Annotated in this window: 7 protein-coding genes; 1 reads left to right on the top strand and 6 read right to left on the bottom strand. The window is 61.8% G+C overall.

All coding sequences use genetic code 11. The features are described from left to right. From NMG80_RS37655 to NMG80_RS01010, 5 genes are all read right to left on the bottom strand, one after another. The coding region (locus tag NMG80_RS37655; protein WP_436798512.1) for an ATP-binding protein at positions 1 to 2,633 on the bottom strand (2,633 nt) is incomplete at its 3' end. A gap of 839 nt (positions 2,634 to 3,472) precedes the next feature. Next, complete coding sequence (locus NMG80_RS01025; RefSeq protein WP_254016408.1) at positions 3,473 to 3,898, bottom strand: ATP-binding protein; 426 nt, start codon at positions 3,896 to 3,898, stop codon at positions 3,473 to 3,475. Positions 3,899 to 4,359: 461 nt separating this feature from the next. After that, positions 4,360 to 5,187, bottom strand: coding sequence for a 3-hydroxybutyrate dehydrogenase (locus NMG80_RS01020; RefSeq protein WP_254016405.1), 828 nt, complete (start codon positions 5,185 to 5,187; stop codon positions 4,360 to 4,362). Beyond that, entirely contained in the window at positions 5,171 to 5,956 is a 786-nt protein-coding gene (locus tag NMG80_RS01015) for an acetoacetate decarboxylase (protein ID WP_254016404.1), read from the bottom strand. The genes NMG80_RS01020 and NMG80_RS01015 overlap by 17 nt, the downstream gene beginning before the upstream one ends. Before the next feature lie 100 nt (positions 5,957 to 6,056). Beyond that, a complete protein-coding gene (locus NMG80_RS01010) occupies positions 6,057 to 7,229 on the bottom strand; it encodes a patatin-like phospholipase family protein (RefSeq protein WP_254016403.1) in 1,173 nt (390 codons plus the stop codon). 156 nt (positions 7,230 to 7,385) lie between these two features. Between NMG80_RS01010 and NMG80_RS01005 the strand changes: the two genes are divergently transcribed. Then, on the top strand, positions 7,386 to 7,979 hold the full coding sequence (locus tag NMG80_RS01005; RefSeq protein ID WP_254016402.1) for a TetR/AcrR family transcriptional regulator: 594 nt from the start codon (positions 7,386 to 7,388) through the stop codon (positions 7,977 to 7,979). A 110-nt stretch (positions 7,980 to 8,089) separates the two neighbouring features. On the opposite strand, the gene NMG80_RS01000 is transcribed toward NMG80_RS01005, so the two are convergent. After that, positions 8,090 to 9,112, bottom strand: coding sequence for an alcohol dehydrogenase catalytic domain-containing protein (locus tag NMG80_RS01000; RefSeq protein WP_254016401.1), 1,023 nt, complete (start codon positions 9,110 to 9,112; stop codon positions 8,090 to 8,092). Positions 9,113 to 9,294 lie beyond the last annotated feature (182 nt).

Here is a 9,294-nt window from a genome sequence, read left to right as displayed (position 1 = left end):
CGGCGCAGGTAGTCGAGGCCGAAAACGATGGCCTGATCGCTTCGACCCAGGCTCATGAAAAGGTCCACACGCAGCCGAGTGACGCGAGCCAAATCAGTGAGGCTGGCGGCACGGCTTGCCAATTCCGCGAGCCGCGCCTGCGCCTCAGCCGGCGCCCCGGCGAGGAATTCGCATTCGGCCCTGTGCAGATTGAGGCCGAAAGCGAGCTCGTACCGGCGCTCCCACGCATCATCCGGCAAGAGACCCGCACCCATGGTGGCATAGGTCAGCGCCGACGCGTACGCCGCCGCTGCCTTGGCACGGCGGGCGGCAACCAGGTTCAGATCGGCGAGGCGCTCGCGCTCTTCGCCCGGCGCAATCAGCATGCTACCGCGGTTGAGCTGGCCGACGATGTCGAAGATACTCTCCTCGAGTGCGTCCGAGGGCGTATACGTCAGCAGGACGCGGCCAATAGCGAGGTGCGCCGCGGCTCGCTCGCTTTCGGGGATCAGCCCGTAGGCGGCCTCTTGAATCCGGTCGTGCAAGAACCGGTACGCCCCCTGTTGCCGCAGCACCAGCCCGGTCCGTACCGCAGCCCAAAACACCGTGTGAACCGCTTCTTCAGGTTCGCCTCTGATCAGCGTCAAGGTGCCCACTGTCGCTCGACTGCCGAGGCAGGCCAGTACGTTCAAGGCAATCTGGGTCGTGGTTGGCAGGCGCCGCAGCTTGCTCAGCATGAGATCCGCGACGTTATCGGTATAGCCTTTGGCGCGTATGCCCTCGAGGTCCCAATCCCAGCGCCCCTGCGCACGATCCAACCAAAGCAGCCCTTCATCCGGCAACGTGCTCAGGAACTGAAGGGCAAAGAACGGATTGCCCGCGCTCTTCTTGTGCACCAGCCGCGCAAGCGGCTGGACGCGACCGCTCCGGCAATGAAGAGCATCGGCGAAAATCCGGACCATTTCTTCCAGCCTGAGCGGCGCCAGCGGGATCTCCCGCACCAGCCCCCCGGCATCGCGAATCGCGGCCAGCCGACGAATCAGCGGATGGGTGGGTGTGACCTCGTTGTCGCGATAAGCGCCAATCAGCAGCAGGTGACTCATATCCCGTTGCGTGCAAATATCCTCAAGCAGGTCGAGCGTCGCGGTGTCCAACCATTGGAGGTCGTCCAGAAACAGCGCCAGCGGATGCTCCGCTCGGGCGAACACTCCGAGCAGTCGCCTGATGATCAAATGGAAGCGGCGCTTTGCATCTTGCGGCGGCAACTCCGCGACCGGCGGCTGTGGACCGATAAGCGCTTCGAGCTCCGGGACGAGCGTTTCCATCAGCCGTCCGCTCGCGCCCAAAGCTTCAATCAAGCCGGCGCGCCAGGGCACAAGCTCAGCTTCGCTCTTGCCCAGTAGGGGCCGGATGAGGCCCTGCAGGGCCTGTGCTAAGCTCGCATAGGGAGCGTCGCGCTGGTTCTGGTCGAATTTGCCGGATGCAAACAGCCCGCTAGACGGCACGAGAGCACGGTGGAGCTCGTGTACGACCGTGGACTTGCCAGCCCCGGCGTGGCCCGACACCAACACCAGCTGCGGCTCGCCGCCCGCAACAACCCGGTCGAAGGCGGCAAGCAGGACAGCGATCTCACGCTCGCGCCCATAGAGCCGCTCAGGAATCAGCAGCTCGTCGGCCAGATCGTGCGTCCCAAGCGGAAATTCACCGATCCGCCCTCGGCTCTCCCATTCAAGCAGGGCCCGCCGCAGATCGGCCTCCAGCCCGCCGGCCGTCTGGTAGCGCTCCTCGGCATTCTTGGCGAGCAGCTTCATGAGGATTGCCGAGACAGCGCGGGGCACCTTCTTCATCCGCTCGGACGGTGGCACCGGGCGCTTGGCAATGTGGCAGTGCACCCACTCCATCGGATCGGAAGCGGTGAACGGCAGCTTGCCGGTGAGCGTCTCATAAAGCGTGACGCCGATCGCATAAAGGTCGCTACGGGCGTCGACTGATCGGTTCATGCGGCCGGTTTGTTCGGGCGCCATGTACGCGAGAGTACCGGCAATGACCTCGGGAGGCTCGGACGCCTGGCGCTCCCGAGAAAGACGCGACGCCACGCCGAAGCCTGTGAGCCGAACCTGGCCCTCTGCCTCGTTCACCAGGATGTTCGCCGGCTTGATGTCCCTGTGAACTAGACCACGCTCGTGAACCTTGCCGACCGCCGCGGCGATACCGATGGCAAGACGCAGGAAGAGCGGGAGCTCGGTCGCCATCCCCTGCTTTCGCTCCGCGATCAGCTGGCGGAGGGGCACGCCGCCGCAGTCGTCCAGGATCAGCGCGCTGCGGTTATTCTCGTTGATGAATTCCAGCGGCTTCGCTGCCCACGTACCGTCGAGCTCGTCTCTCAGGCCATATTCGTGCGCCAGTCTGTCGAGGCTGGTGCGGCTGGGGTGCTCGGCCGCAAGCCGCACCACCAGGACAGGCTGCGGCCCCGCCTTCTCGTCCTGGCGTGTCTGCCGTGTGAGGATGCGATAGCCGTCATCCCAGGTAGCTTGTACCGCGTCAGGCTGAGCTAGGGTCGACGTCGTCAGCCGGCCAGGAGCGGCTAGACGCTCCTGTCTGCCTGTGCTTTTCCTGGCGCTCCTCTTCGGCCCGCCTTGGACGGTATCGTCCATCTTCACATCGCTCGACTCGAGACTGCCCGCGTCCTTCTTGGACCACGGGCATCGCAGTTCTAGTCAGGCTTCACCCACTTCCCTCTCGTGTCAATGTGCCCACTTCTTGGGGCGCCCAGCAAAGCCGATCACATCTATCGCTGATCTTCATCCCACGCCCACGTTCCGTTCGCAGAGTATGCTTTTCGACCAAGGCCTACGAAAAACAGGGCCGCGAAAGCGCTGTTCTGCCCTTTTGAGAGGGGCCGCGCCGGCAGGGGAGGTTTTTTGCGGTCAAGAGGCACACCGGCGCGGCAAGTAGGCCCCTGGTGGGAGGACGCTGGATTTCAGGAGCCGTTGCAAGGTTTACCCTGCCTCGACTACTCTGGGTATTATGCCGAGGTATAACCGCTTAGCCGTTTTGGCAGAACTCCTAAACCAGTTGCCTCCATCCGCCTGCGCTACCTCATCGGCTGCGTGTCGCACGCCGCTGCATCGCCGTGCTGGAGGATACAGGGGCGATTTGCCTGTCGGCGAACCTGTGGAATCGTCCCAGACGCGTATGTCGCCGGGGAAGCCACTCACTTCGGCTGTGGCCAACCATTGCGTAGGCACGCCCTCAGTAGGTTGCGGAATTGCCGCCCCGACGACTCGTGCTACCAGCGCGGGTTGCGCAGGACCGGCAGCACTCGTCGAGATTCGTCCAGCACTGCGCGCCGTGCATATGCCGGGCCAGGGCCACGCATATAGTGAAGTTCCGGTCGATATCGCGGCGTCACGAAGTCGTGAATGGCGGAGAAGCACTGTGTGAGCAGAACGCGGAGTTCCATCGCGATAGTTCCTTTCCTCTCGCCAACAGCTCAGTAGGCTGAGCAGGCCGAGATTGCTGGCAACCACAGGTCGACTGTCGTGCCCTGACGAGCAGTGTTGGCCAGTGTGAGCCCACCCTCCAAGCTCTCCATGAGTTGTTTGACGATCGCCAAAACGAGACTGGTCCTATTGGTCTGGGTCGAGAAGTGTGGATGTCCCACCATACTCGGCGCCTCTGGAGAGATGCCCCGATTTGCGACCGAAAGGCGGATCATCAGCTTACGCGGTCCAGCCAGGCTGACAGGCGGCAACTCCGGCGCTGCCGCAATGGTGATTTCGCCACCCTCAGGCATCGTGTCGCGCGCATTGAGGACAAGATTGAGGAGGGCGCAGCTCCACAAACGGCTGGTCGACAAAAGCCAGCGGAAGGCTATTGGCGATATCAACTTCGAGGCTGATGCTTGAAGGCAAAACACTTTCAAGTGCCGCCTCCAAGAGCGAGATCATCTGGTGAATGTCAACCGGTTCCGGCCTTGCCTGACGCGGGCTCGTAAAGTCGAGAAGTTCCCGAGCAAGTATCTTGGCACGAAATGCGCAGTATATCGCACCGTCGAGCTTCCTAAGCTGCCTGGACGTGCCGGCGCGGCGGGCTTGCAGCTCTTCGAGAATGGTCAGGACCGGCGTCAGCAGACTGTTGAAATCGTGCACTATGGACGAGAGACACAGGGGCGGTACGGCCGCCGAAAAGGGAGCAACGGGCTCCTCTAGTCTTCGATCACTGGATTGCGAGGACGTGTACCGCACGCTTCTCTCCGTCAAGGCAGTTCAGGGATATTCTTCCCCGCCAAATGTTGTTACTCATTAGGAAGTCCGATCGCTATTATTCTGAGGTATACGGCTCTAGCCTTTTGATACAGAGAAGCGAGTCTCTGGGCGGCTACTGCATGAACCATCCATGGCTGACCACCATCGACTGGCCAGTCAGCGCGTTTGATGGGAAGGCTGCCAGGAACAGCGCTGTTTCCGCAACGTCCTGGACGGTCGTGAACTCGCCGTCGACCGTCTCTTTCAGCATCATGGTCTTGATCACGTCCGCCTCGGAGATCCCAAGCTCGCGCGCCTGCTCCGGGATCTGTTTGTCGACCAGCGGCGTGCGCACGAAGCCGGGGCAGATCAGGTTGGCGCGCACGCCGTGCGCGGCACCTTCCTTGGCCACGACCTTCGCAAGGCCAACGAGGCCATGTTTGGCGGTGACGTAGGGCGCCTTGAGCGGCGACGCCTCCTTGGAGTGCACGGATCCCATGTAGATGATGCTGCCGCCCTTCTGCCTGTACATCTGCCGCAAGGCGGCACGGGTGGTCAGGAAGGCTCCGTCCAAATGGATGGAAAGCAACCTCTTCCATTTGTCGAACTCGAACTCGACAAGCGGCGCCACGATCTGGACCCCGGCGTTGCTGATCAGGATGTCGAGGCGCCCGAAGGTTTCGATCGCCTGCGCCATTCCGCTTTCCACCTGCTCCTCGTTGCTGACATCCATGCCAACCCCGAGCGCGCATTCGCCCATCGGATCGATCTCGGACGCGGCTTTTTGCGCAGCGTTCTGATCAAGATCCGCGATGACCACCTTCGCTCCCTCGCGGGCGAAGCTGAGCGCAATCTCCTTGCCGATGCCGCTCGCGGCTCCAGTGATCACCGCCACCTTGTTGAGGAGCCGGCCACCCCCGCTAGCGTGCTTGTAAGATGAAATTTCATTCTGCGAATGCATGGGTTCTTCCTTTCCGATAGTGAGGCTCGGCTTCCGCAAGGTAGTCGTGGACGACCTTCCCGAGCGCGAGCGTGAGATCGGCGACGATGTGAACCGCCGAAACGACTTCCAGCACCGGCAGCTCGGCGACTGGGGCCAGGGCGTGGGACCAAAGGTTCAGGGCTGCCGGACCAGTCCACGCACCTCTGAGCTCGACGTCCTCCAAGTGATATTCCACGAGCTCGCAGATGCGCGGCGTGCCGTCGACATGCGGTATGATTTTGAGGAGGAAGTTCGGTTCGGCGAGCGAGGCCTTTACGCTCGCGAGGTCCGCGGCTCGGTGCTTGTAGCCCATGGTACCAGTCGCGACCCGGACCGGGCCGTAGTCGAGCGTGCCCACCAAAGTGTCGGTTTCGGTCCGAAGAGTCGGACTTGCGAGCTTCTTGGGAAAGCCCCACAGCTCGCGCCCGCCGGCAATCGGCGGATGGTCGTTGAGAAACATGCAGTGGGTGTAGCTGCCCTTGCGTCCGCGGAACGTGACCGGGATGACTTGCCCGCTTTCCGTGTAGTCGCCGAAGCCGGTCGAGTCCGGCATGCGAATGAACTCGAATTTCACGAGAGCTTCGCGCACCTGAAGCGGCTCCGGCACGAGGTCGCGCAGTTTCTGCGGATCGGTGCGATAGGTGATGATCAGATACTCCCGATTTCGGAAGCGATACGGGCCGGCCGGATAGGCCGGGCTGGTCAGGGGCATGGCGAAAGCGCTCGCCCGGACAGTGTCTTGCTGCATGTCTGAAATTCCTTTGGGCTGGATCAAGCGGTTCGCTTGCGTTCAGAAGGACCAGGCTGGCCCCGCGACGGGGACGTCAGTCTTTTTGCGGTGACTACCTCTATTCCTGCCCGTCGGCAGCAAGGTCATAGGTGCTAACCCCGTCCTGATTGTCCGGCCGACGGAGCGCTTCTGGATGGCGCAACGTGCGCAAAGCGTCGAAGTAACCAGCCCGCCAATGCTCTTCCATGGACAGCCGCGAGAATTCGTAGTCCTTCGAGTGGGTTTCATACTGCTTCGAGCCGTAGATCAGATGGACCAGCTTGTAGACCTTGTGGTCTGCAATTGAGCTCAGCATTCTCGCCTCCTCGCTGCCCAAAAGGTCCGCGGGCAGTTTTGCCAGAAGGTTCGCGAGCGTGTGTCGGGCGCGCTGGTACTGCTTGAACTGATCGGTATGGGCGCGCGTTCGGCTCGAATACTGGATTTCCTTTTGCCGTGCCGCGACATCGGCCAGATTTCGGGGAAGCTCGCCGCGCTCGCTCCAGAGGTCGACCTGGAAGGCAATCGTGTCCTGCCGCGTCCCGTGCTCGACGACCCACTGCAACGGCGTGTTGGAAACAAGGCCGCCGTCCCAGTAGAACTCGCCCTCGATCTCGACCGCAGGGAAACCGGGCGGAAGCGAGCCGCTGGCCATCACATGCTCGGGCCGGATCGTATGCGTCTCATTGTCGAAGTAGACGAGATTTCCTGTCCGCACGTTCACGGCGCCGACACTGAAACGCATGCCGCCCGCGTTGATCCGGTCGAAGTCCACAAGCCGCTCCAGAGTACTCTTGAGGCGGTTGGTGTCGTAGAAGCTCGTGCTTTCAATTGAGCCACTTGGGTACAACCAGGGAACGGGCTGTCGCAGGCTGAAGAAGCCTGGGGCCCCGGCGACGAGCGCGCAGGCTGCGCTGAATTGATTGAAGAGCGCGCGCGGCAGATTGCCCTTCGGAGCGAGAGCGTCTGCGGCGACAGCCCAGTCGAAAAGTGGATTGGCGGTGATCTCCCGCCAGAAGGTCCGCAGTTTCTCAACGCGTTCGGCCGGCTCGTTTCCAGCGATGATCGCCGAGTTGATGGCGCCAATAGAGACGCCGGCAACCCAATCTGGATGAATGCCGGCTTCCGCAAGGGCTTCGTAGACGCCGGCCTGGTAGGTTCCGAGCGCACCGCCGCCTTGCAACACCAGCGCAATGCATTCGAAGGGCAGACGTCGTTCTGCCGTTCGGAAATCCTTTTGGGGCTGAAAGTTCATCGAATGCTTTCCTTCTCACCGAGCGTGACCTTGCGGCCCTTCGCCGTCCGCATGTGGACCGGCTTCAATTTCAATTTGCACTAATATGTCAAAACGACTATATCGTCAATATGAGAATTGCATAACGGTGCAATTGCAAAAAAAGGGCATGGACGAATGGCAAAAGTCGATTTGGCGCGCAGGGCGGAGATCGGGCGTGAGAAGCGGGCGCGAACGCGTGCGCAGATCGTGGAGGCAGGGGCGACGCTCCTTGGGGGGCGTACGAACGAGGCGATCACGGTGGATGCTGTCGTTGAGGCTGCGGGCGTTGCCAAGGGGACCTTCTACTATCACTTCAAGAGCATCGGAGATCTGGCGGCTGCGGTGGGGGCCGGGCTCAGTCAGAGCTTTGATGAGCTGCTGTCGCCTGCCAGGCTCGAGCGGCGGGATCCGATTGAGCGCCTCTCTTTCGCGTTCATGAAATTCCTGGAGAGAGCGAGCGCGGATACGGACTGGGCCCGCCTTGTCATTCAGAGTTCGCAATCACCCATTGAGTTCGGCATGGGAGTCCGCGCGAATCTCAAGGCGGACATCGAGGAAGCGATTGCCCAGGGCCGGGTGAGCGTGCGCGACGTAGAGTTGGCTGCCGACATCGCAATTGGAATATGGCTGGAGGTGACGCGCGGAATTGTTGCGCGAGGTCCCCGGCCCGGAACGACCAGCCAAGCGCTCGACGCGACGCTTCGAGCTCTCGGCCTCGGCCAGCGCTGAATAGGGTTGGATAAAGCATCTCGGCCGGACGCATGTTTTGATGGACAACGCACCTTATGAAAGCCTGAGGTGCGCCCCTTCGCGCTCGTCGCAACGTCTCGACTGTGGTGTCAGGGCAGCAGCAGCACGCGCCCCGGCTGTCTTTTCCGGACGTGGTCAAAAGCCACGCCTGCTGCGGCGAGCGGCTTGCACAGCCCGATCGGCAGGCTGACATGGTTGTGTTCGACGAACTGGCGCAAATCATCCAGTGCTGCCTTGTCCGGCTTGAAGAGGACCCATGTGTAATTGTTGGCGCCCTCCGGCAGCGCGCGTCGGTGATCCTTCTTTTGCGAGACTGTCTTTAGCATACCGCGCAGCCAGCCAAGCCGGTCGAAGTTCCCTAACATTGGGTGCACGGTGGTTGCGTGACCGAGCGCACCGTCGCGCAGACAGCCTAGCAATGCGCGATCATCTTCCCAGGTGGCGAAGTTGAGAGTTGCGTCAAAAGTACGCCCCAGGGAGCCGAACAACTTGTCTGTTTGCTCGACCACTTCGCTGGCACCCGCCTCAAGACACACTTTGCTGTTTGACCTCCGGGCAATCGCCGTAACTCTCGCGCCCCATGAGGAGAGCATCTGCGTTGCTAACGTTCCTAATGCGCCGGCGGCACCGTGGACCAGCACGTTCTTTCCGGCGGCGTTCTCCCGGGAAAGGCCCGCGCCGCGTACAGCCAGCCACATTGTCGTGAAGCTGTAGGGAATTGCCGCGAGCGGGTGAAGGTCGAGGCCTTCCGGAACGGCCAGCACGTGGACAGCCTTGACCAGCACATGGCTGGCGTGGGTCCCTTCGGTTGAAGCAGGCTTTACGCCGTAAACTCGATCGCCGATCTTGAAGGTCACCACACGGGAGCCTACCGCCGTAACCGTACCCGCAAAGTCGTTGCCGAGCACTAGCGGAAACGTGCCGGCTCCGATCAGCGATAGGAGCTTCCGGCCATAGCCTTCGGAGCGGCGCACATCGATCGGGTTGACGGAAGCTGCGGTCACGGCGACTTCGATTTCAACTGCCGCCGGCCTTCGCCTTACTAATTGATGAACTGTAAACCCGTCCGAGCCGCCAGGCCCGAGGCACAAAGCTGCAGCGCCGGATGTCATGCCCTGGACCTCCCTGCCTTGCCGAGGTCGGCGCCGACACACTTCAACGCAGCTGCGAACCCGTCGCACCGGCTACGGAGCACGTGCGACCCTGGAGCTTGAGATACGCTTGTCACTAGTCTTTCCTCCTGGCTGGCAAAGGCCCACCGATGCTGATAGTTGTACAGTATGGTCAAAACGAC

Origin of the sequence: Mesorhizobium escarrei, from assembly GCF_935825525.1 — a bacterium.
Classification (GTDB): Bacteria; Pseudomonadota; Alphaproteobacteria; order Rhizobiales; family Rhizobiaceae; genus Mesorhizobium; species Mesorhizobium escarrei.
This window is presented reverse-complemented; position numbering and strand designations above follow the sequence as displayed.